Below are 26367 nucleotides of genomic sequence, written 5' to 3' on the forward strand. Positions count from 1 at the left end.
GGCAAGCGCGCTCCTACAGGGAATGTTGGTGTCCATGCGGTCCGTAGCAGCACGGCTTGCCGGCGGGAGCGATCTTGAGGACGCCCCCGCGGGCAAGCCCGGCTGCTACGACGATTTTGTCGCCCACATGGTCCGGGGGGCCATCAAGGCATCAGGTACCGCGTCACCGAATCGCTGATCATCGCCTTGTGCCGTGCGCGGGTAACCTGGTCTTCCAGGTCGATCTGGAAGATTTCCGAGAACGTGTGGCGGTTGGACACGCGATAGAAACAGAACGAACTGATCAGCATGTGCAGATCCACCGCCTGCACCCCCTGCCTGAACACCCCTTCCTTTTCCCCGCGTCGCAAGGTTTCGTCCAGCGCGTGCAAGACGTTCTGGCTCAATGCGCGAATGGTCGGCGACTGCTTGACGTTGTCGCCGTTGTGGATGTTCTCGATGCAGACGATGCGCACGAAATCGACATTGCGGTCGTGGTGATCGAAGGTGAATTCGACCAGGCGCTGGATCGCTTCCATGGGCTCGAGCACGTCAAGCTTGAGGCTGCTTTCGGTGTGGCGGATGTCGCCGTAGAGCTTTTCCAGCACCTCGGCGTACAGTTGTTCCTTGCTATTGAAGTAGTAGTAGATCATCCGTTTGGATGTCTGCGTACGTTCAGCGATGGAGTCGACCCTGGCGCCTGAAAGGCCTTGGGCCACGAACTCGGCGACGGCAGCCTGGAGGATGCCGTCGCGGGTCTTTTCCGGATTGTTCTTGCGGCCCTTGCGTGGCGTCTCTACGGGCGCTTCTGCGAGGGTGTCGTCGACGTTTTTCATGCTTGGCTCACGACCACGGTGGAATCACCCCAGTATGAGCCGCATGCTCGCGTTACGGAAGCGGCATATGCCAGCTTGCCATCAGCCGGTCACAGCCGTGCCTGACGCGTCGAGCCACTGCGGGACTTGGCCATGGCCGCCAGCCGCACCGCGACGTTGGCCGCGCCGTAGCCCACATAGTCATTCTTGCGTTGCAGGATCTCGAAGAAAAACCGCCCGTCGAATGCCTCGGTGTACACGTGAAACAGCTCGCCGCCATTGGCATCGCGGTCATACAGGACGTTGTAGTAGGCCAGTTCGCTGAGGAACTCGTCATCGAAATCGAAGCGGGCCGCGAGGTCGTCGTAATAGTTGAGCGGGATGTCCAGCAACTGCACCCCGGCCTCCTTGGCGCGGGCCACCTGGGCGAAGATGTCGTCGCAGGAAAACGCGATGTGGTGCACGCCCGATCCCCGATAGCTGGACAGCGCGTGGGAGATTGCCGTGTTGCGGTTCTCCGAGATGTTCAACGGCAGGCGCACGGTGCTGCACTGGCTGCGCAGGGCCCGGCTCTTTACCAGGCCGTACGGGTCAGGCAGCACCACTTCGTCGTCGGCTTCGAAATCCAGGATGCTCTTGTAGAACAGCACCCAGCTATCGAGGCTGTCGGCAGGCAGTGCCATGGCCATGTGGTCGATACGCTGCAACCCGCCTTCGACCGGCGCCGTGGCGCTGATATTGAAGTCGCTGTCGTAGATCGACTGGCCAGGCGCTGCCGGTTCGACCAGATAGATCAGGCTGCCATCGGGTGCGCGCACCGCCGGGATTTCCCGTTCGTTCGGCCCCACCAGGCCGCGATAGGGCTGGCCCTTGTACTGGCGCGCCCGCTCCAGCGCCGCGTCGCCGTTCTGCACGCGCAACGCCGTGGCGCACAGCGACGGGCCGTGGGATTCGAAGAAACTGTGGGCGAAAGAGTACGGCTCTGCGTTGAGCACGATCTTGATATCGCCCTGCCCCAGCAGGCTCACGGCCTTGGAGCGGTGCTGGCCGAGCCGTGCGAACCCGAGGTTTTCCAGCCAGCCGGCCAGGCGCGCGCCTTGTGCGTCATCGACTGCAAATTCGAGAAACTCCACGCCGTCATAGGTGCTGGCGGCAGGCGGTGCAAACAGCAGTTCCGGCGCCACCGGCTGCTGCTCTTTCTCCAGTAACAGGCGGGCCTTCTCTTCCAGGTACAGCAGCGAGCGCAGGCCGTCAGCGGCATTGGCCCGTGGCGGTGCGGCGCGGAAACCGTCGTTGAAGATTTCAAGGGACAGCGGGCCGGTGTAGCCGCTGCGCAGGATCGGCGCCAGGAAACCCGGAAGGTCGAACTCGCCCTGCCCCGGGAAGCAGCGGAAGTGGCGGCTCCATTCCAGCACGTCCATGGCCAGCAGCGGCGCATCGGCCATCTGCACGAAGAAGATCTTGTCGCCGGGGATGTCGGCAATGGCGCCTGGATCGCCCTCCAGCGACAGGGTATGGAAGCTGTCGAGCAGCACGCCCAGCGCCGGATGATCGACCTTGCGCACCAGGTTCCACACCTGTTGCCAGGTGTTCACATGGCGGCCCCAGGCAAGCGCCTCGTAACCCACTCGCAGGTTGCGGGCACCGGCGCGCTCGGCCAGCAGCGACAGGTCGTCCAGCAGGATGTTTTCTTCACCCAAAGAGTCAGCGGCGGTGTTGCTGCACACCAGCACCAGGTCAGTGCCCAGTTCCTGCATCAGGTCGAATTTGCGCTCGGCGCGGTCGACGTTGCGCTGCAGGCGGTCGCGGCGGCAACCTTCGAAATCACGGAACGGCTGGAACAGGGTGATGGCGATCCCCAGGTCCGCACACATCTGGCGCACGTTGCGCGGGCTGCCGTCGTAGTACAGAAGGTCGTTTTCGAAGATTTCGACGCCGTCAAACCCGGCGGCGGCAATGGCTTCGAGCTTTTCCGGCAGGGTTCCGCTCAAGGAAACGGTGGCAATCGAGCGCTGCATGTTCTGACTCCTGAATAAATGCACCTGACGGACAGTTCTTGTGGGGATGCTCAGGTGTCAAAGCGATTATTCTCTGGGTATTCTGTCACCGCAATTTAAATGTACGGACTGGTTAGTTTTGTGTTCGATAATCGCCCAAAAGCGTTCTGAGTCAATTGACGGTCATTGCCACGGCGCCCACCATCGACTGCACATTGTCGGACAAGGACACCGTTTCACCCGATGCTACTGGCCCAATGCCGCCCTGCATCGCTGTACGCAATACCCGAACCAGACCATAACAATTCCAAGACAGGTTACATGCTCATGCGCTCATACCCTGCTTCGCCTGCGCCGGCCGCCGCCACTCCCGTGCACCCTCACGCCGGGATCGGCGAAAAAATCCGCGGCGCCCTCGCCGTCGGCAAGACCCGCTGGGGCATGCTCGCCCTGGTGTTCTGCGCCACCGCCCTGAACTACATCGACCGCGCCGCCCTGGGCGTGATGCAACCGGTCCTGGCCAAACAGATGAGCTGGACGGCCATGGACTACGCCAACATCAACTTCTGGTTCCAGGTCGGCTACGCCATTGGCTTCGTGCTGCAAGGCCGGTTCATCGACAAGGTGGGCGTCAAGCGCGCCTTCTTCCTGGCGGTGCTGCTCTGGAGCTTCGCCACCGGTGCCCATGGCCTGGCAACTTCAGCGGTCGGCTTCATGGTGTGTCGTTTCATCCTCGGCATGACGGAGGCGGCCAACTACCCGGCCTGCGTCAAGACCACACGGCTGTGGTTCCCCGCTGGCGAACGCGCCGTGGCGACCGGGATTTTCAACGCCGGCACCAACGTCGGCGCCATGGTCACCCCCGCCCTGCTGCCGCTGATTCTCAGTGTGTGGGGCTGGCAGGCGGCGTTCATCTGCATGGGCTCGCTCGGGCTGATGTGGGTCATCACCTGGCGCCTGAAGTACTTCAACCCTGAAGAACATCCGACTGTGCGTCAGAGCGAGCTGGACTACATCAATCAGGCCAGTGAACCTGAGCCGGTGGCCGAGAAGGTGCCGTTCTCGCGAATTCTGAAAATGCGCGGCACCTGGGCATTCGCCATTGCCTACGCACTGACTGCACCGGTGTTCTGGTTCTACCTGTACTGGCTGCCGCCTTTCTTGAACCAGCAATACAACCTGGGCATCAGCGTGACGCAGATGGGCATTCCCCTGATGCTGATCTGGCTGACGGCGGACTTCGGCAGCATCGGCGGCGGCATCCTGTCCTCCTGGCTGATTGGTCGTGGCGTGCGCGCCACCACCTCGCGCCTGATCTCGATGCTGATCTTCGCCCTGACCATCATCAGCGTGGTGTTCGCCGCCAATGCCAGCGGGCTGTGGGTCGCGGTGGCTGCGATTGCCCTGGCTGTCGGCGCGCATCAGGCCTGGACCGCCAACATCTGGAGCCTGGTGATGGACTACACGCCCAAGCACATGATGAGCACGGTGTTTGGCTTCGGCGGGATGTGCGCGGCCATCGGCGGGATGTTCATGACACAGATCGTTGGCGCGGTGCTGACTGCGACGCACAACAATTATGCGGTGTTGTTTACCCTGATCCCTGCGATGTATTTCATTGCGCTGCTGTGGATGTATTTCATGGCGCCGCGCAAGGTTGAAGCCTAAACGTAGCGGCAGGTTCGGATGCTGGGGGCGGTCTTGAGATCGCTCCCGCGGGCAAGCCCGGCTGCTACGGGTATGTCGTTGTTCATGCGGTCCGTAGCAGCCCGGCCGGGCGGCGCTCCGCTTGCCGGCGGGGCGATCTTGAGGTCGCCTTCGCCGGCAAGTGCATTCCTGCGCCCTACCCGCCCTTCTTGCGTTGCTGCCACGCTGCCGCCAGGCCGCTGAGGCAGATGATCGCGATGCCCGCCTGTGCCGTGAGTGACGGCGCATGGTCGAACACGATGTAGCCCCACAACCCGGCGAACACGATCTGGCAATAGCTGAACGGCGCCAGGATCGCCGGCGCCGCGAAGCGAAACGCCTGGGTCAGCATCAGGTGCGCAACCATCCCGCAGGTCCCCAGGGCCAGCATGAACGGCAGGTGTTTCCACTCCGGTGACTGCCAGAAGAAGGGCACGATGGCGCTCATCAACAAGGTGTTGAACAGGCCGGCGAAGAAGTTACTGGTGGTCGGGCTGTCATGGGCGGCCACCAACCGGGTCAACAGCTGATAAAACGCGAAACACAACGCCGACGCCAGCGGCAACAGCACCGCAGGGGTGAACAATTCGCCTCCCGGATGCACGATAACCATCACCCCGCTGAACCCCACCAGCACGGCGATCCATTGCCCTCTCGTCACGGTTTCCTTGAGCAGCGGCACCGACAGCGCCGTGACCAGCAACGGCGCAAGGAAGTTGACTGCGGTAGCCTCGGCAATCGGGATGTACATCAGGCCCGAGGTGAACAGCAGGCTCGTCCCCAGCAGGCACATCGCGCGCAAGGCCTGCAGCAACGGTTTTTTGGTGCGCAACACGCGCAGCCCCGCCGACGGCATGAAAATGCACGCCATCAGCCCCGTGTGCACCACATAGCGCACCCACACCACCATCATGATCGGGTAAATGCCGGAGAGGTACTTGGACAGGGTGTCGTGGGTGGAAAACAGGAATGTCGCCAGGACGATCAGCGCGATGCCCTTCAGAGGCTGGTTGACGCCGGAGAGCGGCGTGCTGGGGGTACTCATCAGCGTTCCTTTGGTCTTACCGGATGACGGGTGGCTCCGTTGCCTCTTCGAGCACTTGGATAGAGGCTCAAAGCATATAGAAGGCGTTGTCAGATAACCAAAGAAACATCGCAGATTCTGCGTATTTCTCTCATCAGATGACGTGCCTTACTGCGTCCATGGCGCAACTGCCCGGCAAGCATAATCGTTCTACGCAAATGCTCAGGAAACACAATGTACTAACCGGTTAATTAACGTTCGATAATCGCCCAAAACCCGCTTTGGCCAATTGAACGGCCTTGGCCGCCCTCGCACCATGGACCTCAGTTTCGCGTTGCCCATAACTACAAAAAAAGGTCCATTCGATGCACAACAAATCCCTTGTTCCCAGCACGCTGTCCGCTGCAATCGCCCTCACCTCCATGGCCTGCCAGGCCCAGGGATTCGCCGAGGATGCGAAGGTCGGGCTGAACCTGCGCAATTTCTTCATCAACCGCAATTTCGTCGATCCGGCCAACGCCCAGAGCGGCGCCCAGGAATGGACGCAGAACTTCATACTCGACGCGCGCTCGGGCTACACCCCGGGCACGGTGGGTTTTGGCCTGGACGCGCTGGGGCTGTACTCGGTCAAGCTCGACGGCGGCAAAGGTTCGGGCGGCACGCAGTTACTGCCGATCCACGATGATGGTCGTCCTGCCGATGACTTCGGGCGGCTGGCGGTGGCGGCCAAGGCGAAAGTCTCCAATACCGAATTGAAAGTCGGCGAATGGATGCCGGTGCTGCCCATCCTGCGCTCGGATGACGGGCGATCACTGCCGCAGACCTTCCGTGGCGGGCAGCTCACCTCCAGAGAACTCACCGGGCTGACCCTGAGCGCAGGCCAGTTCCGCGGCAACAGTCCACGCAACGACGCGAGCATGGAAGACATGTCCATGACCGGCAAGGCGGCGTTCACCTCGGACCGCTTCAACTTTGGCGGCGCCGAGTACAGCTTCAATGACAAGCACACCCAGGTGGGGCTCTGGTATGCGCAACTGGAAGACATCTACCAGCAGAAGTATCTCAACCTGATTCACAGCCAGGCGCTCGGCCCGTGGACGCTGGGGGCCAATCTTGGGTATTTCACCGGTGAGGAAGATGGCAGCGCGCGGGCCGGCGATCTGGATAACCGCACCTGGTCGGCGCTGCTGTCGGCGCGGTATCAGGGCAGCACATTTTACCTGGGCCTGCAGAAGGTCAGCGGCGACAACGCCTGGATGCGGGTCAACGGCACCAGCGGCGGCACCCTGGCCAACGACAGCTACAACTCAAGTTTCGATAACGCGCGGGAACGTTCGTGGCAGGTTCGCCATGACTTCGACTTCGCCACCCTCGGCGTGCCAGGCCTGACCCTGATGAACCGCTACATCAAGGGCGATAACGTGCACAGTGGCAGTGTGACGGATGGCGAGGAATGGGCGCGAGAGTCGGAGCTGGCCTACGTGATCCAAACCGGGACGTTCAAGAGCCTGTCGGTGCGCTGGCGAAATTCCACCATGCGCCGGGATTTCAGCAGCAATCAGTTCGATGAGAACCGGTTGATCGTGAGTTATCCGATTTCGATTTTGTAGACACAAAACGTCGGCACCCCACGGTACTCACCTGTAGGAGCGCGCTTGCCCGCGACGGCGAATCGCCTGAGACGAATCGGGTGCCTGACACGGCGCCATCGCGGGCAAGCGCGCTCCTACAGGAATCCGGGGGTGTTGGCGATATTTGCGTTCAACCCGGGTTATTCGGCGTGATGCAACGACTCCACACCCAACTCGCTCCACACCTCTTCGGCCAAATGAAAGGTCGCGTTGGCCGCTGGAATGCCGCAGTAGATCGCGCTCTGCATCAGCACTTCCTTGATCTCGTCGCGGGTCACGCCGTTATTCTTCGCGGCGCGCAGGTGCAGGCGCAGTTCGCCTTCGCGGTTCATGCCGATCAGCATGGCGATGGTGACCAGGCTGCGGATGTGGCGCGAGAGGCCCGGCCGGGTCCAGATATCGCCCCAGGCATGGCGGGTGATCATCTCCTGAAACTCGCCATTGAACGGCGTCAGTTTCTCCAGGCTGCGGTCCACATGGGCATCGCCCAGCACTTCGCGGCGCACTTTCATGCCCGCCTCGTAACGTTGTTTTTCGTCCATATCTGATCCATTCACGCTTGAAGGAAATTGAAAGCCTGATGATCGGCGACCGCACGTTCGACCCAGCGCCTGGATTGCCCCAGGTACTGCGAAGGATCGAGCAGGCTGTCCAGCGCCTGGGCCGAAAGCTCGGCGCCGATGGCCGGTTCCTCGCCCAGTACCTCACGCAGATGCCTGCCCTGCTCCACGGCTCGCCGGCAGCACTGTTCGATCAGATGATGCGCCGCATCGCGGCCGATTCGCTGCGCCAGCGCGATGCTCACCGCTTCCGCCAGCACCAGCCCTTGAGTCAAATCCAGATTGCGCAGCATGCGTGGCGCGTCCACCTCAAGGCCGGGAATCACCGCCAGCGCTTGCTGCAGAGACCCCGAGACCACGCAGCACAACTGCGGCAAGGTTTCCCACTCGGCATGCCACAGCCCCAGGCTGCGTTCGTGTTCCTGGGCCATGGCGCTGAACATCGTCGCCACCAACCCTGGGGCACGGGTCGCGGCGCCGATCATTACCGCTGCCCCCACCGGATTGCGTTTGTGCGGCATGGTCGATGAACCGCCCTTGCCTGCCGCCGCCGGTTCGAACACTTCACCAGCCTCGGTCTGCATCATCAGGCTGATGTCGCGGCCGATCTTGCCGAGGGTGCCGGCCACCAGGCCCAGGAAACTGGCGAACTCCACCAGTCGGTCGCGATGGGTGTGCCAGGGTTGGTCCGGCAGCGTGAGTTCGAGCTCCCGGGCCAGCGCCTCGGCAACCGGAAAAGCCATCTCGCCCAGCGCCGCGAGGCTGCCCGACGCGCCGCCGAATTGCAGGCTGAGCAAACGCGGTTTCAGTTCACCAAGGCGCTGACGATGACGGGTGATCGCCCCCAGCCAACCGGCGATCTTCGCCCCGAGGGTCACGGGCGTTGCCTGCTGCAGCCAGGTGCGCCCGGCCATCGGTACGTCGGCGTGGCGCCGGGCCTGTTGCGCAAGTGCGTCGCCCAGCAGCGCCAGGTCGCGCGACAGCAAGGCCACGGCTTTGCGCAGTTGCAGCACCAGGCCGGTGTCCATCACGTCCTGGCTGGTGGCGCCCATGTGCACGTAACGCTCGGCAGTTTCGCTGGCCTTCGCGATTTGCCGGCCCAGCGCCTTGACCAGCGGAATGGCCGAGTTGCCCGCGCTGCCGATGGCCACGGCCAGCGCATCGAAGTCATACAGCGAGGCATCGCAAGCGGCCTCGATGTCGCCCACCACGCTGGCCGGAATCGCTCCCACGCAAGCTTCGGCTCGGGCCAGGGCGGCCTCGAAATCCAGCATGCCCTGCACACGGCCCTGATCGGAAAAGACCTGGCCCATGGCGTCCTGGGTGAAATAGCGGTCGAAAAGTTGATTGCCCGGTCTGTTCAACGGAATACTCCTGACGGCTCGTGCATTCTGTTCATCGGGGTTCGATCAGAAATCGAAGAACACGGTTTCATTTTCGCCCTGCACACGGATGTCGAAACGATAGGCGACCTTGCCTTCCACGGTGCAGCGTTTGGCGATCAGGGTCTGGCGCCGCTGTGGCTGCTCGATCAGGTTGAGCACGGGATCGACGGCGTTGCTCTGGGCCTCGTCATCGAAGTACAGCCGCGTGTGCAGGTGAATGTTGATGCCACGGGCAAACAACGAGACGTTGACGTGGGGCGCCATCGGCACACCAGCAGCATTGCGCACCACGCCCGGCTTGACGGTGTTGACCAGCCACTCGCCCTCATCAAGGGTCGCGGTACGGCCAAAGCTGTTGAACGGCTTGCCGAGGTCGTAATCGGTGTCGTATTCACCGTCGGCGTTGGCCTGCCACAGCTCCAGGAAGGAGTCGCGGATCAGGTGCCCATTACCGTCATAGACATGGCCCAGCAACAGAATGTGCTCGCCCGGCGCGCCTGGCCTTGCCATCTCATTCCAGATTTCCTGCTCACGGGGCGGGTTGCCGGCGGCTTCCAGCGCAAGGCCGATGTGCACGTAGGGGCCGGCCGTCTGCGAAGGGGTTTCCGACAGAATTTGAACGGGCATGGTCTTCGCTCCTCAGACGTTTTCGAAGTGGGTCTTGCGCTGGCCGCGCAACACGATGTCAAAGCGGTACGCCAGGCAATCCATGGGGTTGGCCATGCTCATGTCCAGCTTTGCGATCAGGCTCTGCACGGCGTCCGGGTTGGCGATGGACTTGACGATCGGGCACAGCGGAATCAGCGGATCGCCTTCGAAATACAACTGGGTAATCAGCCGCGTGGAAATCGACGGACCACTGATGGAAAAGTGGATGTGCGCCGGGCGCCAGTCGTTGGGGCCGTTGCGCCACGGGTACGGACCGGGCTTGACGGTGCGGAAGCTGTAGTTGCCGTCACGGTCGGTCAGGCAGCGGCCCACGCCGCCGAAGTTGGGGTCCAGCGGTGCGAGGTAGGCGTCTTTCTTGTGGCGATAGCGGCCGCCCGCGTTGGCCTGCCACATCTCGACCAGGGTGTGCGGCACCGGCTTGCCGTACTGATCGATGACCCGGCCCGCCACGATGATGCGCTCGCCAACCGGCAGACCGCCGTTGTTGAAGTTGAGCAGCAGGTCAGCGTCGTGACGACCGAATTGCAGATGGGTGAAGTCCGGGCCGCTGGTTTCGGAAACCGATTGCGGGATGCTCACTAGCGCCTGGCGCGGCGAACGCAGGATCGAGGTCTTGTAATCAGGGGTCAGGGCCTTGGGGTGCCAATTGCGGTCGCGAATGGCGAAGCGGCTGTCGTGGGCGTCAGACATGCCAGTCTCCTGTTTTAGTTATTGGAGGTTGGCGCCTGCGATACATAACAGCAGGCGATGGCGCAGTGTCCCGCGCTATCGCCTATGGCAAAACTGAAATAAACACTCTCATCCATAACCAAATGGTTATGGATAAAGGCCCTCACGGTAGGCCTGCCCCACTTCCCTCAGGGTGTCGACGCACCACTGCGCGGCGATGGGCAACGGCAAGGCCGGGTTGCTGCACAGGCCCACCGAACCGCCGGGCTCGCGAATTCCCAATTCAAGCTCGGCCAGTTCGCCGCGGGCCAGATCCTGACGCACCGCATCGAATGGCGCGATCCACACCGCATCGCTGCATTGCACGTAACGGCGGCTGAGGGTCAGGGACAGGGTTTCCAAACGCTGACGTGGCGGGCTGATGCCATGCTGGACGAACAGGCTGTCGGCGAACTTGCGGATAGTAGTGCCCGCCAGTGGCAGCACCAGCGGGAAGTCTTCAAGGGAGGGTCGGTCTTCGCTTGCGGCCAGCAACGGATGGCCGTCGCGTACTACAAGCGTCATCGATTCGCTGTACAGGTGCTCGAAACTCAGGCCCAGGATCTGCGGGCTGTCGGTCATGCGCCCGACCACCAGATCCAGTTCACCCAGCCGCAGTTGCGACAGCAGGTAGGCACTAGGCCCGGTGGCCACGCTGACCACCAGCGCCGGGTGCCGCTCATGCAGACGCCGGATCACCTCGGGCACCAGCAGGCTTTCCACGGTGGACAGCACACCCAGGCGCACCGCCACCGGCTCGTGCTCGCCGGAACGCAGGCTGTTCACGCCCTCACGCAGCGCCTGCACGCTCGGGCCGGCGTAACGCATGAACGCCACCCCGGCTTCGGTCAACGCCGCCCCGCTCTTGCTACGCACGAACAGGCTCGCGGACAGCAGGGTTTCCAGCTCCTTGAGCGTCTTGGACAACGCTGGCTGGCTGATGGCGAGCTTGTCCGAAGCCTTGGCCAGGCTGCCTTGGCGTGCGACTTCGAGAAAGCACAGCAAGTGGCGGAATTTGATGCGGGTGTCGATGTTCACGTTGATGAGCCTTGCATGCCGCGAGATTTGCATTTGATTCTGCCCGAAGGGCGTAGGAGCTGGCTTGTCCTGCGATCTGCCGCGAAGCGGCGGTAAACCCTGAGTGCACGGTCTGCCTGACACGCCCAGGGTGCCTGATTTTACTGCTGCTGCGCAGCAGATCGCAGGACAAGCCAGCTCCTACGGCCTGCGGCCAGAAGCGAGGTCGGTGTACGGCCAGACCCCAGCAGCCGTTTACGGCCAGAAGCGAGATCGGTGTACCGCCAGACACCGAGAGCCGCTCATGGCCAGTAGCGAGATCGGCGTACGGACAGATGCCGATATCAGCCTACGCCACTGGCACGGTAAAGCGGAATTCGCTGCCCACGCCCACCTCGCTGCTGGCCACCAGTTCGCCGCCGTGGGCCTTGACGATGCCCTGAGAGATGTACAGCCCAAGCCCGGTGCCGCTGGGGTTGCCTTCGCGGATGCGCCAGTAGCGCTCGAACACGTGGGGCAACTGGTCGGGGGCGATGCCGGCGCCGGAGTCGTTGATACGGATCTCGACGAACTCGCCCTGCACCGTCGCCACCACGCTGATCCGGCCTTCCTTGGGAGTGAACTTGATGGCGTTGCCCACCAGGTTCGACACCACCTGGAACATGCGCTCGGTGTCGGCCATGATCCTGAGGCCCGGCTCGCTGGTGAAGGACAGCTCAATGAACTTGTTCACCGCCATCGGTGCCAGCAGCGACCAGGCGTCCTCGAAGAACTGCGTCAGGTCCACGGGCTGCGGCGAAATCGAATAGCGTCCGGCCTCGATCTTGGAGGTGTCGAGCAAGTCTTCCAGCAGGTTGGTCATACGTGCCGTCGCCCGTTGCAGGGTGTCGATGGCCGAGTTCAGACGCTTGGAAGACGGGCTCACGTCAGCGGCGATCACCCGCTGCATCATGCCGCACTGCATGACGATGGCGGTCAGCGGGCTGCGCAGGTCGTGGGACACCACGGCCACCAGCTCATCGCGGGCGCGCACGGCGTCTTTTTCGCGCAGCACCTGACGCGCCAGATCCGCCTCCAGCGCCGAGCGCCGCAGATCGGACACCGCGTAGACCTCGCCCACGCTCCAGGCCCTGGCGGTCGCATCGACCTCCTGCTTCCACGCCTCGAATGATTCACGCGGCTGCAAGCGATTGGCGACCACCCGCTTTGACGCATCGGGGTTGCCGCTCCACTTCACGCTGCCCTTCACTTCCGGGCGAAACCACATCACCGCGTTCTCGACAGGCTTGGGCAGGCTGAAGGCCAACAGGCCGCTGGCGATGCCCGGATAGTCGGCGGCAGCAGGGAATTCACGGCTCAGGTTCGCGGTTTCGATCACCGGACCCGGCTGCGCCTGCACCCATTGCCCCAGCGCCTTGACCTGCTCGGCGGTCGGGCACTGGCCGATCAGGTGCAGTTGGTCTTCGATCAGCACCGCCGCCCCTTCGGCGTCGGCCAGGGCGAGCAGGTCCTGGGCGTGGTCGATCAAGCCCTGATAGACGTCGCCTTCGACCTCGCCCATCGCCTGGGCCACAGATTTCAGCAGGCTGCCCTTGGCCTCGCGCTGGCGCTGGGCTTGCACTTCCTCCAGCGCGCTGATCTGCATCGACAGCACCTGGCCGATGGTCTGACAGGCCGCGCGCAAGCGGTGAGGCACGCGCAGGGGCTGGCGATTGCCGCAACTGATCAGGCCCCACAGCCGGTCATCCTTGAGCAGGGAAATGCTCATGGACGAGCGCACGCCCATGTTGCGGATGTACTGGCAGTGAATCGGCGAAACGCTGCGCAGCACGGCAAAACTCATGTCCAGCGGCTGGCCGTTGTCGGGGCGCAGCGCAGGCAGCATCGGCACCGGCACATAGGTTGCGTCGGGGATGATCCGCAGCCAGTTCAGGCGATACAGCTCGCGGGCCTGTTGCGGAATGTCGCTGGCGGGGAAAAACAGGCCCTGATAGGCGTCCAGATCAGGGGTCGCGGACTCGGCGATGACCTGGCCGTGGCCTTCTTCCTCAAAGCGGTAGATCAGTACCCGGTCATAACCGGTCAGCGCGCGAATTTCGTTGACGCTGATCTCATACAACTCGGCCAGGGACCTGGCCGTTTGCAGGCGACGCAGGGTCCGGGTCAGGTGCCGGTCCAGAGTGCCGTCAGCCTCCTGGACCGCTTCAAGTTCGAGAAACAGCAGGCCGTCGTGGCGATGCAGCAAGCCGTCGAATGCACGCCCGGCAAAGGTCAGCGACAGCGGGTCGAGGTCTTCCAGCGAGCCGCTGGCCAATGCCTGACGCACACAGGCGAACGCCTCCTCACCCAGCCAACGGGCCAAGGGCTGGCCTGCGGCGGCGCCATCGGCACCCAGCAGTGCCTGGGCATTGGCACTGGCCTGCTGCACGATCCAGCTCGACTCATCGACCGTCAGCAACGCGCCATGGGGCTGGATGGCACCCGGAATGCGAATGGGCTCATCGGCGCAGGTCTGCAACAACGCTTCCAGCTTGTGTTCGTTGGCAATCGTCATTGCAGCACTCCCTGGCGGTCCAGCCATTGGGCGAAACAGGCGAAGGTCGCGCACGCGGCGTCAGCGACCTGTGGGTTATGGTCAGGATGATCGAACTCGGCCAGGCGTTGCAGAAAGGTCTTCCACAGCCGACCGGTATCGCGGCCATAGACGTCGAGAAACTCGCCGCCGCTGTCGGCATCGATCCCCAGCCGCTGCGCGATGATCCGCCGCAACACCTGGCCACCCAGCGTTGCGCCTTCCATCACGTACAGGATACCGAACAGATCCGCAGGGCCGTTGAGCTGCGGCAAGTCGCGGCACAGCGGCAAGGCCTGAATCTGCGCATCGCTCAGACCCAGTGCGTGCAGATCCTTGAGCAGTGCGGGAATCTTGTGGCGCTCGGGGTCAGCGTGGGGCCCTGCAAACTCCTCGATGAGCTGCTGCAAGGGCGCATGAAAGCCGTAGTAAGCCTGGATGATGCGCCGGTAGGTCGGCAGGTCGAGATCGGGGTGGGTCAGGGGCAGCCGGGCTTCCAGCGCCCTGTGCTGCTCGGCTGTCGCTGCACGCAGCAGCTGCAGGACCGGTGGGACAGTGCTTGCGCACCTTGGGGGTTGTAACTCGGGGATGGTTTCAACCAAGCGCGGCAACGTCCGAAATAAGTTGGGAATCCTTGGAGTGTAAAGACAGCCGTGGGTTCAAGGCAAAGAAAAGCACGCACGCCCCAGGGATGTCAGGGGCGTGCGTCAGTCAAAGGGCCACAGGATGGCGGCCCGGGCATCAGAAGATGTAGTCGGTGGTCAGGAAGCTCGATTCGCGATTGTGGATGATGTCGCTGACCAGCGCCTTGTTGCTCTCCTGGAACTTGGTCGCCACCAGGGTGCGAATCGAGAACACCCGCAGGGCGTCGTGCACCGAGAGCGTGCCCTCGGCCGAGTTCTTGCGGCCGTTGAACGGGAAGCTGTCCGGGCCGCGCTGGCACTGGGCGTTGATGTTGATCCGGCCCACCTGATTGGCGAAGGCATCGACCAGACGGCCAACCTGCTTGGAGTCGTTGCCGAAGATACTCAGTTGCTGACCGAAGTCGGAGTCGAGCACGTATTCGATCACGGTCTCCAGATCACGGTACGCCACGACCGGCACCACCGGGCCGAACTGCTCCTCGTGGTAGACGCGCATCTCCGGGGTGACCGGATACAGCACCGCCGGATAGAAGAACTGCCCGTGGGTGGTGCCGCCGCCTTCGTTGACCACCTTGGCGCCCTTGCTCACGGCATCGTCCACCAGGCCCTGCAGGTAGTCGGTCTTGCCCGGCTCAGGCAGTGGCGTCAGTGCAACGCCTGGCTCCCATGGCATGCCGGGTTTGAGCTGGGCGAGTTTTTCTTCGAATTTTTCCAGGAAACTGCCGACCACATTCTCGTGCACGAACATGATCTTCAGCGCGGTGCAGCGCTGGCCGTTGAAAGACAGAGAGCCGGTGATGGCTTCGCTGACCGCGTTGTCCAGGTTGACATCCGGCAGCACGATCCCCGGGTTCTTCGCGTCCAGGCCCAGTGCGGCACGCAGGCGGTGCGGCTTGGGGTGCAGCTTTTTCAGGGCGCTGGCGGCCTTGTTGGTGCCGATGAAGGCAAACACGTCGATCTTGCCGCTGGCCATCAGGGCGCTGACGGTCTCGCGGCCGCTGCCGTAGATCACGTTGATGACACCGGCCGGGAAACTGTCGCGGAAGGCTTCCAGCAGCGGGCGAATCAGCAGTACGCCGAACTTGGCCGGCTTGAACACCACGGTGTTGCCCATGATGAGTGCCGGAATCAGCGTGGTGAAGGTTTCGTTCAGCGGGTAGTTGTAGGGGCCCATGCACAGGGTGACGCCCAGCGGCACGCGACGGATCTGGCCCAGGGTGTCCTGCTCCAGTTCGAAGCGGCTGGAGCGACGATCCAGCTCCTTGAGCGCACCGATGGTGTCGACGATGTAGTCGCAGGTACGGTCGAATTCTTTCTGCGAATCCTTGAGGTTCTTGCCGATCTCCCACATCAGCAAGGTGACGACTGCGTCGCGCTGTTCGCGCATCAGCTTGAGAAAGGTCTCGACGTGGCGAATGCGGTCAACCACGCGCATCGTCGGCCAGGCGCCCTGCCCCCGGTCATAGGCCTTGACCGCTGCATCCAGCGCAGTCATCGCGGTGTCGGCGTCCATCAACGGGGTGCTGCCCAGCACGACGCCTTCAAGGCCCGCGTCGGTCTTCAGCGATACGGGGCTGAGCACCGGCGCCAGCGGCCCTTGCCACTGACGCAGTTCGCCATTGACCAGGTACTCGCGCTGCTCGATGGCGGGGCCTGCACGGAACTGCTCGGGGATTTCATCGGCGCGGGGATACAGGTTGTCCAGGCGGTTTTGCAGGGTCATTTCTCTTTACCTCTTCCAATCGGTAACGTGCTGAGCACACTACGCCACAGGTGGGGAAGAATGAAAAGAGTTACTGCAAATGTCACGATCGGGTGACATGAAAGGATTCAGCATTCGCCTCAGGCCGTTGCCGTCTGATTGCGCCCCTGGGACTTGGCGCGGAACATCGCCTTGTCCGCCTCGTTGAGCAACGCGGTCAGGCTACGGTCATCGGCCCCCATGGCCGCAACACCGAGGCTTGCGGTAATCCCGCCCACCTGTTCACAGCTGACCTGGGTCACCGCCTGACGCAGGCGTTCGGCGGTTTGCCGGGCGATGTCCAGCGAGGCGTCGGTGAGCAGAATGGCGAACTCCTCGCCCCCCAGCCGGCCGCAGATATCCACCTCGCGGGTCGATTCGCGGATCACCCGGCCTATCTCCCGCAACGCCTGATCCCCGGCCTGATGACCGAAGGAATCGTTGATGCGCTTGAAGTGGTCGATGTCCAGCATCAGGACCGCCAGTGGCTGGTGATTGCGCTTGCAGCGTTCGTAGATCAGCGCAGCCTCGTGGAAGAACGCGCGGCGGTTCTTCAGCCCCGTGAGTTCGTCGGTCTGGGCGGCGTGGGTGGCGAGTTTGTGGGCGTATTCCATCTCCCGGGTCAGGCGGAACGCGGTTTCCATGGCCTCCGAGAGTTTGCGCGTTGCGCTGATGACGAACGAGGCGAACACCAGCGAGGCGACCGCCATGCCGATCTGCGTGGCGTCCGGCTGGACCAGCAGCCAGAAGGTACAGGGCAGCAACACAAGGCCGATGGAGGCGATGGTCATGGCGCGAAACGCCGAGTAGCACGACACCGCGCTGACCGACATGCCCACCGCGAACAGCAGCACAAGCGTGCGGGTCAGCAGGTCGCCGCTGCACATCAACGCCAGCGCCCCAGCGCCCCAGACCGCGGCCGTCAGCACCAGGGTCAGCCAGTACTTGCGCTCCCAGCGTTCCGGGGTCCGGGTATCTGCGCAGCTTCGGAAATAGCCAAGCAACAGCACGATGCGCAGCAGGGTCGCTGCACCCAGCACGCTCAGCCAGAGGATGACCACAACAGGATCAACACGCTGCCAGCACAGCCAACTGAGCATCAGGGCGCCGAGAAAACTGCCGGTGACCGAGAAAAAGGTTTGCCGGAACAGCAACTGCAAACGATCGGTCCGCACTTGCGCCCGAATCTGCACATCGCGTTCGAGTTGAAACTCATTGGGGTGCATCGGATCCCGCCTGTCCATGCCACGCTGACCGGCGGATTGTGGCACCCGGCCATGACGGTATTCAACATGGATCGCTGCAATTGGCGAGAAAAGCCTCGCCGACCTTTTGTCGACGAGGCTCGTAGGAGCGCGCTTGCCCGCGACGGCGATGGGTCATCCGATACCAAGGTGTCTGGCCCGACGCTGTCGCGGGCAAGCGCGCTCCTACAGAATCCGCAAGGCCGCACCCGTCGGCAGCACGAACCGCTGATAAAACTCCTCGACGGTATTCAACATGGATCGCTGCAATTGGCGAGAAATGCCTCGCCGACCTTTTGTCGACGAGGCCCTTAGGAGCGCGCTTGCCCGCGACGGCGATGGGTCATCCGATCCCGAGGTGTCTGGCCCGACGCTGTCGCGGGCAAGCGCGCTCCTACAGAATCCGCAAGGCCGCGCCCGTTGGCAGCACGAACCGCTGATAGAACTCTTCAACCGCCAGGTTCTTGTCCTTGGCCTCGAACATGATGTCGAACCTGTCCAGAAACTGCCGTGCGTAGGCGTTGGTCCAGTCGTTCCACATGCGGTCGCTGTGCAGGTACAGGTCGCGCTTGTTGACCACCTTCAGCAGGTCGTCCATCTCAAGCTTCTGCTCGGCGGTGAAGCCCAGCGCCTGCAGGCTTTCCGGGGGCTGGGAGTAGTGCATCACCGGCCGCACCCCGCGCCAGCTGTCGATGATCCGTGCGACACGTGGGTCGTCGGGCGAGATGTAGGCGCTCTCGTGAATCCAGCAGTGGTGGATGTCCAGCACCACCGGCGCAAGATCAGCCAATTGCAGGCAGTCATCCACGCCATAGGTTTTCTCGTCGTTTTCAAAGGTGATGCAGTTGCGAGCGACTTCGGACAACCGCGGCCAGACCTTGCGCACACCCTCAGCGCCGAGTTTGCCTGCGATGTGCACGTTGCATTTGAAATCCTGAAACTGCCTGCCGAAGCCCATCATGCGGATCATGTCGGCGTGGTATTCGAACTCGGCCAGGCTGTTCTCGACCACCTCGGGCCGGTCCGAACCCAGTACGCAGAACTGCCCCGGATGAAACGACAGCCGGATATCCGCCTGGCGCGCCGTATCGCCAATCGCAGCGAACAACTGTTCCAGACGCGCCATCAGCGCCGGGTCACGGTAGAACTCCAGCACCTTGGGGTGGCTGTAGAACGGCAGCAGGTCGCTGGAGAGCCGCAGCATCCTGCGCCCCACCGGCAACTGCGCCACGTACCCCAGCAGGCGAATCTGCGCCGCCAGGTTGTGCTCGGCGATTTCCAGCAGTTTTTCCCGGGCCACCTGCAGCGTGACGCTGTCCATCCAGCGCAGGGTGGTGGTGCGCGGGTTGTAGCCGCCTTCCAGGGCCTTGAGTTCCTTGAGCGACAACGCACGCTCAGGATGGCGGTACATGCAGGCAAATCCGATACGGGGGGTGTTCACGATGTTTCCTCAGATGGGCGTTCAGGCCAATGGCCCGCTGTGGGATGGACAGCGGACCCGGCCGCCCGGTTCGCTTTTCAAGCGAGGCCTTTTACGGGGAACACCCGCCCCTTTCAACCCTTGCGCAGGCGAGCGCGCCGCGAGCACACTGGCTGACGTATCGAAATCAACACGCTCACCGAGCGACTGGAAGGACTGAACCATGACAAGCCAAACACAAACCGCGCTGCTGGCCGGCGGCTGCTTCTGGGGCATGCAGGACCTGCTGCGCCGCTATCCGGGCGTGCTGTCCACGCGGGTAGGCTACTCGGGCGGCGACGTCGAGAACGCCACCTACCGCAACCATGGCACCCACGCCGAAGCCATCGAGATCGTCTTCGACCCTGCGCTCATCAGCTATCGCCGGATTCTGGAATTCTTCTTCCAGATCCACGACCCGTCCACCGCCAATCGCCAGGGCAACGACATCGGCCTGAGCTATCGCTCGGCGATTTTCTACTTCGACGACGAGCAAAAGCATATCGCTGAAGAAACCGTGAAAGACGTCGACGCCTCAGGGCTGTGGCCCGGCAAGGTGGTCACCGAGATCAGCCCGGCCGGCGCATTCTGGGAGGCCGAGCCTGAGCATCAAGATTATCTGGAGCGCATTCCCAACGGCTACACCTGCCACTTCATCCGGCCGAACTGGGTGTTGCCAACCCGCGCCTGAACCGCTGACCGAAGATCAGTGGCAGACCAGTCCGTCGCTGATCTTCATGCTGTCGACCAGATACGCATTGCTGCGCAGGTCCCATGCCCTCGCCTGCCCGCCTTCGGACTGCCAGTGACGCAGGCCCGCCTGCAGCAGGCGCAGGCTTTTCGAGTCCGCTTGCGCGAGGTAGACCCGGGCGTCGCTGCTGGCCTCAAGGGTTTGTGGCAGCAAGCGGTAGAAGCGCCAGTCCGGTGTCTGCAACAGGCTGGTGAGCACCGTTCGCTCATCGGCCAGGAATGCACAATCCCCTGCCAGAAATGCCGTCGCGGCGCGGATGCCGGAGGCGTAGGTCCGCACTTGCGCGTGTTGTTTGTGCAAGGCGTCGATCCAAGGACTGCCAAAGGCCGCGCAGACACTCTGCCCTGCGATTGAAGACTGCGGCGCATTGCGCAGGCTCACCAGTGCGCCGTGCTCGAAGGCATCAGGCACCGCACGCAACGACGCACGCTGGTTCTCAAGGCCGGCGACGTCGGCGCTGCCGGCGATCACCGCATCGACTTTTCCGCTGTTCAAAAAGCCTGCAAGGTCCTGGGAAGGAATCGCCGCCAGTTGCACCTCCAGGCCCAGATAACGCCCCAGTGCCTGAGCCAGTTCGCTGTCCATCTCGTCTGGCTCGGACACCAACGCTTCGGTGCTGTAGGTGGGCCTTGGGTAGCTGCGCACACCGATGCGCAGCACATGCTGCTCTTTTGCTCTTTCCAGCAGCGGCCCGGGTGCCTGTTCAGCCGCATCGAGCAGCGGCAGCAGCCACACCGCGCACACCGCCGCGCCACCGATCAGCACAGCGAGGCTGTAGCTGATCCAGCCGCCGCTGAAAGCCCGCACTGTGTTAGCCGGCATGTTTCATCCCGCGCCGCCAGCGAGTGAAACGTCGCTCCAGCAAGGCCAGCAGAAAATTCAGCAGCAGGCCTACCACCGCCAGCAACAGGATTCCGGCGTACATGCTCGGGATCTGGAAAACCTCCTGGGAGTTGAGCGTCAAAAAGCCCAGGCCCGAATGAGCGCCAATCATCTCTGCGGCCACCAGGGCCGTGATGCAATACGCACCGGCCAGCCGCACCCCGGTGAAAATCGACGGCGCCGCCGACGGCAACACGATCTTCAGGAACAGGAACCGGCGATTGGCGCCCATCGACAGCGCCGAGTTGATCAGCAGGCTGTCGACCTGTTTCACCCCGGTGATGGTACTGAGCAGGATCGGCCAGAACGACGCCCAAAAAATGATCGCCACCTTGGACAGCTCGCCGATCCCCAGAAACAGGATGAACACCGGGAACAGCGCCAGCGCCGAGGTCTGCCGAAAGAACTGCAACAGCGGGTCGAGGATGCGCTCAAGGCGCGCAAACCAGCCCATCAGCAGGCCCAGCGTGATACCGGTGACGATCGCCAGCACAAGGCCCGCCAACGAGCGCACCAGGCTGGCCTGCAGGTGCTTGATGAGCGCGCCGTTGCCGGCCATGTCGAAGATCGCCGCGAGCACTTCCGAAGGAGGGCTCAGGTAGCCGGGGTTGACCACGCCCAGACGCGGCAAGGCCTCCCACAGTGCGAGAAAAATCAGGATGCCGATGGAGCTGTCCGCCACCCGGCGCAGGGTTCTCTTGATGCTCATGCCTACACTCCGATCCGGTAGCCGCTGCTCAAGGCGATCTGTTGCCAACTGAAATCGCGAGCTTTGCCCTGCAGTTCAAGGCCGCTGGCCGGCGCACCGCCCATGGCTTCGCGCAGCGACAGCCAGGCGCGCTGGCGCAGATGGACGAAATCGTGGCTGTTGCGCACCTCGGGCAAGCGTGGGCGCGGCAGGTCGATGTCGATGATTTCCTTGATGCGACCGGGGCGCGGGGTCATGACCGCCACCCGGTCGGACAGGAAAATCGCTTCGTCCAGGCTGTGGGTGATGAACACGATGGTCTTCTTGTGCAGGCTCCAGATGCGCAGCAGTTCGTCCTGCAGGGTTTCGCGGGTCTGGGCGTCCAGCGCGGCGAAGGGTTCGTCCATCAGCAGCACATCGGGCTTGTAGACCAGCGAGCGGGCAATCGCCACGCGCTGGCGCATGCCGCCGGAGAGTTCATGGGGATAACGCGAGGCGAAGCCGGTCAGGCCCACCAGGTCCAGGTATTCGCGCGCCTGCTCACGCCGTTCGGCCTTGCCGACGCCACGGATTTCCAGGCCCACGGCGATGTTGTCCAGCACTGTGCGCCAGGGCAGCAAGGCATAGCCCTGAAACACCACGCCCTGATTGCGGTTGATGCCTTGCAGCGGCTTGCCATCGATATTCAGTGTGCCGCCGCTCTTGCGCGCAAGGCCGGCGAGAATGTTCAGGTAAGTGGACTTGCCGCAGCCCGACGGGCCGAGGATCGACAGAAACTCGCCCTCGCGCACATCGAGGTCGAAATCCTTGAGCACCTCGACCCGCTCGCTGTTGCCCGCCTCGTCCTGCGCCTGATATTCCATGTGCAGGCCGGATGTTGAAATTTTATGCACTGCCATTGCGTATCCAGATTAATCATTAAATGTATGACGCCCCATCGGCGTTCCACCCGTCCCGTAGCAGCACGGCTTGCCGGCGGGTGCGGTGGGTCAGGTGCAGATAAGTCATCTGACGCACCGCTCCTGCGGGCAAGCCCGGCTGCTACGGAGGTTGAGTGTTGCCACCGTTCGCGTTCCACCCCGAATCCGTAGCAGCACGGCTTGCCGGCGGGCGCGGTGGGTCAGGTAAAGATGACTCGCCTGACACACCGCTCCCGCCGGCAAGCCGCGCGGCTACGAGGACTGAGTGTTGCCTGCCTTGGCCAACACATTGAACTGGTTGGTGTACACATCCTTCACTGCCACCGCGCCGGGCTTGATCTTTTTCTCGTTCTGCAGGATGTCGATGTAGTACTGAATCGGTGGCTCGGTGACGACCAGGTCGTCGATGTAGGCGTAGCGTTCCACCAGTTCCAGCGGTGTACCGATGCGCTGGGACACGATCTTGCGCGCCTCGTCGGGGTTGGCGTTGACCCAGTTCGCGGCCTTGGCGATGGCGCTGACGAAATCCTCGGTGGCTTCGGGGTTTTCCCGGATGAACTTGCCGTAGCCGCTGTACGGCGCCATGCCGCCCAGGCCCTTGTCCAGGTCGTAGTCACTCCACAGCTTGCGCAGTTCGGGGTTGTGTTCGGCGCCACCGGAGGCCGGCGGATGGATGATCGCGATGTCGATGTTGCGCGTGACCAGCGTCTGCTCGCCCTGGTTGTCCGGCACCACCACCCAGTTGATCTTGTCGACGTCCACCTGATGCTCGCGCAGGTACTTCTTGGTCACGAACTCGGCGCAGGCACCGAAGCTGTTGAAGCCCACGGTTTTGCCTTCCATGTCCTTGGGCGTGAAGATCCCCGAATCGGCGCGCACGAAGTACTTCATGTGCGGCGCTTCCTGCAGGGTCTTGCCGCCTGCGGCGACCACCTTGAGGTCCAGGCCGCTGGCAATCGCCGAAATCACCAAAGGCACCATGCGCGACCCGAAATCGATCTCGCCGGTGCCCACCAACGGGATGATCTGCGGCGCGGCAATCTTGCCGATGTAGTTGGGACGGGTGCGGGTGCCTTCGAAGTAACCCAGCGAGTCGGCCAGGTAGACCAGGTCGAACGAGGGGTTGTCCGGGTATTTGAAGCTGACCACCTGATCGGAGCGCTTCTTGATGATGGCCGGCGCAGCGCTTGCGGTCTTCTCGGACTTGTCGCAGCCCGGCAGCAGCAACCCTGCCGCCCCCGCCGCGCCCAGCAGCGCGACTTGCTTGATGAACGTCCTGCGGCTGTTGTGTTCTTGCATGTTGAAGCTTCCTGAATGAGTGGCAGCCGGAGAACGTCCGGGCGCAGGTCAGACCCGCGACTGGCGGCCGAAGAATGGGTGGCTCGGATCGTTGTAGCCGGGCGTCGAGGAATGCCCGGTGACCACCAGATCATCGATGAAGGCTTCATCCTCGGCGGTGAAGCGGTATTCCAGCGCGGGCAGGTAGTCGTCCCATTGCGCTTCGGTGCGCGGGCCGGCAATGGCGGAAGTGATCAGCCGGTTGTTCAGCACCCAGGCCAGGGCGAACTGGCCGCTGCTGATGCCACGCTGCTGGGCATGGTCCTTGATGCGCTGCGCAAGGTTGAGCGACTCCGGGCGCCACTCGGTCTGTTGCAGGCGCGGATCGTTGCGCCCGGCGCGGGTGTCCTGTGGCGCAGGCTGGTCGGGCACGTACTTGCCGGTCAATACGCCTCGCGCCAACGGGCTGTAGGACACCACGCCGATGCCGTAGTAATCGGCGGCAGGCAGGTGCTCGACCTCGATCTGCCGGTTGGCCAGGTTGTACAACGGCTGGCTGGCCGCCGGACGCTCCACGCCCAGCAAGTCGGCGGCGCGGCTGAACTCGGCGAGCTTCCAGCCCCGGTGATTGGACAAGCCATAGCTGCGGATCTTGCCAGCGCGAATCAGGTCGGACAGCGCACGCACGGTTTCCTCGACCGGGGTCTGCGGGTCTTCGCGGTGCAGGTAGAACAGGTCGATGTAGTCGGTGTTCAGGCGCTTGAGGCTGGCGTCCACCGACTGAATCACGTTGTTGCGCGAAGCCCCGCGGTTGTTCGGCCCGGCACCACTCGGGTCCGGGTTGACGAACTTGGTCGCCAGCACCCACTGCTGGCGGCGCTGGGCGATGAGACGGCCGACCACTTCTTCGGATGCACCGGCGTTGTAGCCGTTGGCGGTGTCGATGAAGTTGACGCCCTGTTCGAAGGCCTTGTCGGTGATGCGCCGCGCGACGTTCTCGTCGGTCTGGCCACCGAACATCATGGTGCCCAATGTCAACGGCGACACTTTTATTCCGTGACGACCCAACGAACGGTACTCGATAGCACTCATGGCAACTCCCGCAATTATTTTCAAGGCAACAGAAACAAGAATGGCCGACGCTTGAAGTACGGCCGATTAAAATGTGCGCCGACAATAAAGAGCGGCAGAGGGAGTCGTCAAATAACAAGCTATAACGTTTTAAACTAAAGTTATTCCCGGTTTCAAAATGGTGTCCATCCTCCAGACCGCTCCCGCCGGCAAGCCGTGCTGCTACGGACATCAGCACCCTTGAGAGCGCGCAAGGTATGCGATCCCGTAGCAGCACGGCTTGCCGGCGGGGGCGATCTTGAATACCCCGCCCTCTAACTGTTGCTGCAGCAACACGTGATAAACACAACTTCCCAAACTTGCGCAGCCAAAACACGGCAAACTTTCCGCCCTGGCCGCACGCCCTCGCTTATTTTCAACACACCCCAACTAAAACCAACTAACGGCACACCCCTTGCAATAACACTTCCACGACATTCAACGCCGGAGTGTTTCTCTTGTCCTTATTGCCTTCGCCTCTCGATTATCCCGACAGTCCGTTATCCCGCGCGTTCGCTCAACCTTTGATGCTGGGTTTGTTCCTGCCTGTGCAGTCGGGTGGCTGGAGTCCTTCGGCGTTGCCACGGGGCACGGACTGGACCTTTGACTACAACAAGCAGCTGACTCTGCGCGCCGAGGCCCTGGGCTTCGATCTGGTGTTCGCGCTGGCGGAGTGGCTGGGCAAAGGCGGTTATGGCGGCGAGATCGGCTATCACGACAAGTCACTGGACGCCTTCATCACCCAGGCGGCGCTGGCGTCGGTCACCGAGCGCATCCTGCTGATCTCGACCCTCCACGTACTCTACGGCCCATGGCACCCGCTGCACCTGGCCAAGTTCGGCGCCACCCTGGACCACATCAGCAACGGCCGCTGGGGCCTGAACCTGGTGACCGGCCACCGTCATCGCGAACACCGGCGCTTTGGCCATGAACCCATCGAGCACGACCAGCGCTACCAGCAGGCGGATGAATTCATTCGCGTGGTCCAGCAGTTGTGGGCAAGCAACGAGAACGTCGATTTCAACGGCGACTATTACCGCCTCCAGGAAGCCTACAGCAGCGTCAAACCCCGCTTCGGCCGTCCGGTGCTGGTCAACGCCACCGGCTCCAGCGCCGGCGTCGATTTCGCCGCCCGGCATTCGGACATCGTCTTCACCACCAGCCCCGGCAGTGCCGAGATCGAAGACGCGCTGGCCAAACTGCCCGAGCACCTGAAACGCATCAAGGCCGCCGCGGCGCACCATGGCCGGCAGATCCGCACCCTGATCAACCCTTTGGTGATCTGCCGCGACAGCGACGCAGAAGCCTGGGAGCACCATGCCGCGATCACTGCTGCGGGCGATCCCGGCGCCCTTGAAGGGCATGTACGCGAAGCCAGCGATGCCCACGCCTGGCGCGGGCACCAGGCCGACCAGCGCTACGTCGGCGGCAACATCCAGCTGGTGGGCAGCCCGGAAACCGTCGTGCGCGACATCCTGCGCCTCAAGCAGGCCGGCATCGACGGCATTCAACTGAGCTTCTTCGACTTCGTTCCGGACCTTGAGCAGTTTGGCGAGCGCGTCTTGCCGCTGCTGCACCAGGCCGGCCTGCGCCTCTGACACCCTTAT

22 protein-coding genes are annotated in these 26367 nt (G+C 62.9%); 4 read left to right on the top strand and 18 right to left on the bottom strand.

The window, feature by feature from the left end; genetic code table 11:
- Window positions 1-143: 143 nt before the first annotated feature.
- Complete coding sequence (locus ACIPO9_RS06795; RefSeq protein WP_400779563.1) at window positions 144-815, bottom strand: TetR/AcrR family transcriptional regulator; 672 nt, start codon at window positions 813-815, stop codon at window positions 144-146.
- A gap of 89 nt (window positions 816-904) precedes the next feature.
- Window positions 905-2812 (bottom strand): 3-dehydroshikimate dehydratase QuiC, encoded by a 1908-nt coding sequence (gene quiC, locus ACIPO9_RS06800; protein ID WP_400779565.1) that lies wholly within the window; start codon window positions 2810-2812, stop codon window positions 905-907.
- A 306-nt stretch (window positions 2813-3118) separates the two neighbouring features.
- Here quiC and ACIPO9_RS06805 point away from each other — a divergent pair, with 306 nt between their 5' ends.
- Window positions 3119-4459, top strand: coding sequence for an MFS transporter (locus tag ACIPO9_RS06805; RefSeq protein WP_400779567.1), 1341 nt, complete (start codon window positions 3119-3121; stop codon window positions 4457-4459).
- Between the two features lie 175 nt (window positions 4460-4634).
- Here ACIPO9_RS06805 and ACIPO9_RS06810 read toward each other — a convergent pair whose 3' ends face one another.
- Window positions 4635-5522, bottom strand: a complete 888-nt coding sequence (locus tag ACIPO9_RS06810; RefSeq protein ID WP_274133483.1) for a DMT family transporter — start codon at window positions 5520-5522, stop codon at window positions 4635-4637.
- Between the two features lie 401 nt (window positions 5523-5923).
- Here ACIPO9_RS06810 and ACIPO9_RS06815 point away from each other — a divergent pair, with 401 nt between their 5' ends.
- On the top strand, window positions 5924-7111 hold the full coding sequence (locus ACIPO9_RS06815; protein WP_400779870.1) for an OprD family porin: 1188 nt from the start codon (window positions 5924-5926) through the stop codon (window positions 7109-7111).
- 161 nt (window positions 7112-7272) lie between these two features.
- On the opposite strand, the gene pcaC is transcribed toward ACIPO9_RS06815, so the two are convergent.
- The 10 genes from pcaC to uvsE form a co-directional block, all read right to left on the bottom strand.
- Complete coding sequence (gene pcaC / locus ACIPO9_RS06820; RefSeq protein WP_400779569.1) at window positions 7273-7674, bottom strand: 4-carboxymuconolactone decarboxylase; 402 nt, start codon at window positions 7672-7674, stop codon at window positions 7273-7275.
- 11 nt (window positions 7675-7685) lie between these two features.
- Window positions 7686-9056 (bottom strand): 3-carboxy-cis,cis-muconate cycloisomerase, encoded by a 1371-nt coding sequence (locus ACIPO9_RS06825; protein WP_400779571.1) that lies wholly within the window; start codon window positions 9054-9056, stop codon window positions 7686-7688.
- Window positions 9057-9101: 45 nt separating this feature from the next.
- Entirely contained in the window at window positions 9102-9704 is a 603-nt protein-coding gene (pcaG, locus tag ACIPO9_RS06830; RefSeq protein WP_400779573.1) for a protocatechuate 3,4-dioxygenase subunit alpha, read from the bottom strand.
- Window positions 9705-9716: 12 nt separating this feature from the next.
- Window positions 9717-10436, bottom strand: a complete 720-nt coding sequence (gene pcaH, locus ACIPO9_RS06835; protein ID WP_274133479.1) for a protocatechuate 3,4-dioxygenase subunit beta — start codon at window positions 10434-10436, stop codon at window positions 9717-9719.
- A gap of 126 nt (window positions 10437-10562) precedes the next feature.
- Window positions 10563-11492, bottom strand: a complete 930-nt coding sequence (gene pcaQ / locus ACIPO9_RS06840; RefSeq protein WP_400779575.1) for a pca operon transcription factor PcaQ — start codon at window positions 11490-11492, stop codon at window positions 10563-10565.
- Window positions 11493-11820: 328 nt separating this feature from the next.
- Window positions 11821-14025 (bottom strand): ATP-binding protein, encoded by a 2205-nt coding sequence (locus ACIPO9_RS06845; RefSeq protein ID WP_400779577.1) that lies wholly within the window; start codon window positions 14023-14025, stop codon window positions 11821-11823.
- Window positions 14022-14645 carry a biliverdin-producing heme oxygenase gene (locus tag ACIPO9_RS06850; protein WP_274133476.1) on the bottom strand — a complete coding sequence of 208 codons (624 nt, stop codon included), beginning with the start codon at window positions 14643-14645 and terminating at the stop codon, window positions 14022-14024. Before ACIPO9_RS06850 ends, ACIPO9_RS06845 begins: the two co-directional genes overlap by 4 nt.
- Window positions 14646-14784: 139 nt before the next feature.
- Entirely contained in the window at window positions 14785-16410 is a 1626-nt protein-coding gene (locus ACIPO9_RS06855) for an NADP-dependent glyceraldehyde-3-phosphate dehydrogenase (protein WP_400779579.1), read from the bottom strand.
- A gap of 119 nt (window positions 16411-16529) precedes the next feature.
- The gene (locus ACIPO9_RS06860; protein ID WP_400779581.1) at window positions 16530-17654 is read right to left on the bottom strand and encodes a diguanylate cyclase; all 1125 of its coding nucleotides are present in this window, start codon (window positions 17652-17654) and stop codon (window positions 16530-16532) included.
- A gap of 412 nt (window positions 17655-18066) precedes the next feature.
- A complete protein-coding gene (gene uvsE / locus ACIPO9_RS06865) occupies window positions 18067-19113 on the bottom strand; it encodes a UV DNA damage repair endonuclease UvsE (protein ID WP_400779583.1) in 1047 nt (348 codons plus the stop codon).
- A gap of 202 nt (window positions 19114-19315) precedes the next feature.
- Between uvsE and msrA the strand changes: the two genes are divergently transcribed.
- Entirely contained in the window at window positions 19316-19822 is a 507-nt protein-coding gene (gene msrA / locus ACIPO9_RS06870) for a peptide-methionine (S)-S-oxide reductase MsrA (RefSeq protein WP_274133472.1), read from the top strand.
- 15 nt (window positions 19823-19837) lie between these two features.
- Here the strand turns inward: msrA and ACIPO9_RS06875 are convergent, their stop codons facing one another.
- From ACIPO9_RS06875 to ACIPO9_RS06895, 5 genes are all read right to left on the bottom strand, one after another.
- The gene (locus ACIPO9_RS06875; protein ID WP_400779585.1) at window positions 19838-20704 is read right to left on the bottom strand and encodes an ABC transporter substrate-binding protein; all 867 of its coding nucleotides are present in this window, start codon (window positions 20702-20704) and stop codon (window positions 19838-19840) included.
- Window positions 20694-21473, bottom strand: coding sequence for an ABC transporter permease (locus ACIPO9_RS06880; protein ID WP_400779587.1), 780 nt, complete (start codon window positions 21471-21473; stop codon window positions 20694-20696). Before ACIPO9_RS06880 ends, ACIPO9_RS06875 begins: the two co-directional genes overlap by 11 nt.
- 2 nt (window positions 21474-21475) lie before the next feature.
- Window positions 21476-22351, bottom strand: a complete 876-nt coding sequence (locus ACIPO9_RS06885) for an ABC transporter ATP-binding protein (protein WP_400779589.1) — start codon at window positions 22349-22351, stop codon at window positions 21476-21478.
- Window positions 22352-22624: 273 nt separating this feature from the next.
- Entirely contained in the window at window positions 22625-23671 is a 1047-nt protein-coding gene (locus ACIPO9_RS06890; protein WP_274133468.1) for an ABC transporter substrate-binding protein, read from the bottom strand.
- A 48-nt stretch (window positions 23672-23719) separates the two neighbouring features.
- Window positions 23720-24742, bottom strand: coding sequence for an aldo/keto reductase (locus ACIPO9_RS06895; RefSeq protein WP_400779591.1), 1023 nt, complete (start codon window positions 24740-24742; stop codon window positions 23720-23722).
- 476 nt (window positions 24743-25218) lie between these two features.
- Between ACIPO9_RS06895 and ACIPO9_RS06900 the strand changes: the two genes are divergently transcribed.
- A complete protein-coding gene (locus ACIPO9_RS06900) occupies window positions 25219-26358 on the top strand; it encodes an LLM class flavin-dependent oxidoreductase (protein ID WP_400779593.1) in 1140 nt (379 codons plus the stop codon).
- The last annotated feature ends 9 nt before the right edge of the window (window positions 26359-26367 follow it).

Source organism: Pseudomonas sp. NPDC090203, assembly GCF_044746765.1.
GTDB classification, from domain to species: domain Bacteria; phylum Pseudomonadota; class Gammaproteobacteria; order Pseudomonadales; family Pseudomonadaceae; genus Aquipseudomonas; species Aquipseudomonas putida_AD.

What these genes read in the sequence shown, in the direction of transcription:
- ACIPO9_RS06795 (WP_400779563.1), bottom strand. Translation starts at nt 815, where the DNA reads ATGAAAAACGTCGACGACACCCTCGCAGAAGCGCCCGTAGAGACGCCA.
- quiC (WP_400779565.1), bottom strand. Translation starts at nt 2,812, where the DNA reads ATGCAGCGCTCGATTGCCACCGTTTCCTTGAGCGGAACCCTGCCGGAA.
- ACIPO9_RS06805 (WP_400779567.1), top strand. Translation starts at nt 3,119, where the DNA reads ATGCGCTCATACCCTGCTTCGCCTGCGCCGGCCGCCGCCACTCCCGTG.
- ACIPO9_RS06810 (WP_274133483.1), bottom strand. Translation starts at nt 5,522, where the DNA reads ATGAGTACCCCCAGCACGCCGCTCTCCGGCGTCAACCAGCCTCTGAAG.
- ACIPO9_RS06815 (WP_400779870.1), top strand. Translation starts at nt 5,924, where the DNA reads ATGGCCTGCCAGGCCCAGGGATTCGCCGAGGATGCGAAGGTCGGGCTG.
- pcaC (WP_400779569.1), bottom strand. Translation starts at nt 7,674, where the DNA reads ATGGACGAAAAACAACGTTACGAGGCGGGCATGAAAGTGCGCCGCGAA.
- pcaG (WP_400779573.1), bottom strand. Translation starts at nt 9,704, where the DNA reads ATGCCCGTTCAAATTCTGTCGGAAACCCCTTCGCAGACGGCCGGCCCC.
- pcaH (WP_274133479.1), bottom strand. Translation starts at nt 10,436, where the DNA reads ATGTCTGACGCCCACGACAGCCGCTTCGCCATTCGCGACCGCAATTGG.
- ACIPO9_RS06845 (WP_400779577.1), bottom strand. Translation starts at nt 14,025, where the DNA reads ATGACGATTGCCAACGAACACAAGCTGGAAGCGTTGTTGCAGACCTGC.
- ACIPO9_RS06855 (WP_400779579.1), bottom strand. Translation starts at nt 16,410, where the DNA reads ATGACCCTGCAAAACCGCCTGGACAACCTGTATCCCCGCGCCGATGAA.
- ACIPO9_RS06860 (WP_400779581.1), bottom strand. Translation starts at nt 17,654, where the DNA reads ATGCACCCCAATGAGTTTCAACTCGAACGCGATGTGCAGATTCGGGCG.
- msrA (WP_274133472.1), top strand. Translation starts at nt 19,316, where the DNA reads ATGACAAGCCAAACACAAACCGCGCTGCTGGCCGGCGGCTGCTTCTGG.
- ACIPO9_RS06875 (WP_400779585.1), bottom strand. Translation starts at nt 20,704, where the DNA reads ATGCCGGCTAACACAGTGCGGGCTTTCAGCGGCGGCTGGATCAGCTAC.
- ACIPO9_RS06880 (WP_400779587.1), bottom strand. Translation starts at nt 21,473, where the DNA reads ATGAGCATCAAGAGAACCCTGCGCCGGGTGGCGGACAGCTCCATCGGC.
- ACIPO9_RS06885 (WP_400779589.1), bottom strand. Translation starts at nt 22,351, where the DNA reads ATGGCAGTGCATAAAATTTCAACATCCGGCCTGCACATGGAATATCAG.
- ACIPO9_RS06890 (WP_274133468.1), bottom strand. Translation starts at nt 23,671, where the DNA reads ATGCAAGAACACAACAGCCGCAGGACGTTCATCAAGCAAGTCGCGCTG.
- ACIPO9_RS06895 (WP_400779591.1), bottom strand. Translation starts at nt 24,742, where the DNA reads ATGAGTGCTATCGAGTACCGTTCGTTGGGTCGTCACGGAATAAAAGTG.